The sequence below is a fragment of the Glaciecola sp. 1036 genome (genome assembly GCF_050306235.1).
Taxonomy (GTDB): Bacteria; Pseudomonadota; Gammaproteobacteria; order Enterobacterales; family Alteromonadaceae; genus Glaciecola.
In genome coordinates, this window is record NZ_JBLWFH010000033.1 from 1 (window position 1) to 1300 (window position 1300).

The 1300-nt window shown below is 47.1% G+C and carries 1 protein-coding gene; it reads right to left on the reverse strand.

Annotated elements, in window-relative coordinates; genetic code table 11:
• Positions 1–34 precede the first annotated feature (34 nt).
• Positions 35–1189, reverse strand: a complete 1155-nt coding sequence (locus ACNKW3_RS19785) for an IS110 family transposase (RefSeq protein WP_427401058.1) — start codon at positions 1187–1189, stop codon at positions 35–37.
• Between the last annotated feature and the right edge of the window lie 111 nt (positions 1190–1300).

A 1300-nucleotide genomic window follows, 5' to 3' on the forward strand; every position in this document is an offset into this window, starting at 1 on the left:
GCCTGATCCGAATGCGTTAGCTCAAACTCGTTTATCATGCAGGTACTCTACTTAACCGTAATTTTGGATTAACCGGTGTAAGTACTACTTCTTTTGCGATAGCCCAGATGTATGCGGCCATTTCTCTGGCTATCGCGGTAATGATTAAATTGTAGTGTTTACCCTTTTTACTCAGGCGCTGATAGCGTTTGCACAGACGCAATTGCGCTTTCCAAGCAATATCGACGATGTCTTTGGGTAAGCCTTCTTGCCTTAACTGTAACTCGGTAGAGACATTCGCTGGATACCGGTAGCTGTGCGCACCTTCAATCAGCAAACGCCGTGCTCGGCCATTTCCCGCTTTTGTAATAGCACCTAAGTGCCGCTTTCCGCCTGATGATTGTTCGCTGGGGACTAAACCTAAATATGCCATGAGTTTTCTTGGATGGTCGAAGCGGTTTAAATCGCCAAGCTCTGCTACCACGCCAACAGCAACGAGCAATCGAACACCGCGCATCGCCTGAACGGCTTTCACCACCGGATAATAACGCCATTGGTGAACGTGGTGAGTTAATTCATTATCTAGCCTTTCCAGTCGCCGGATGCGCTCTTCTATGGTTTGCAATTGTTCCTGCAAAACTATTTGCTGCGCCGGATGAGGCAATATCAATTCCGTTAGCCAGCGAAGGTGCTTCTTCGACCAGTTAGCAGTGCCTTCATAGCGTATGTTGTTGCGAAGCAGTAACGCTTTAAGCTGGTACTTTGCTTCTTTTAAATCCTTCATTGCCGCTTCTCGGGCTCGGGATAAATCCCGCACCGCTTCATCTTCCGGCTCTGGTACATAGATGGGGGTAAGGTCTTCAGACTTTAGTGACCTAACGAGCTTAAGGGCATCCCGTCGGTCGGTTTTAATTCGCTCTCCTGGCTTTTTTGGAATAAGAGACGGTGCCACAACATAGCAACAATGCCCCAAGCTCGTTATCAGCCGATAAATCCAATAACCACACGGTCCAGCTTCATAAACCACGTGCAGTGTCGCGCTGGGATATTTAGATTCAAACTGACGTAACAGCTTTTTGACACTGACTTTGGAAGAAGAGATACGGCCATAGTGAACCGGACTCGCCCCACGCTGTTCCTCACAATAAGCAACCTCATGAAACTCTTTATGCGTATCCAACCCGATAAAAATCATGCTATGTTTGTTCATGCTAGCCTCCAAATTGATTTAGTATTGAACAAACTAATTATGGCACTGGCTTTCAGCTAACCCACGAAAATGCGGAGGCTAGCATTTCACAGGGAGTCATTGTGTCTATGC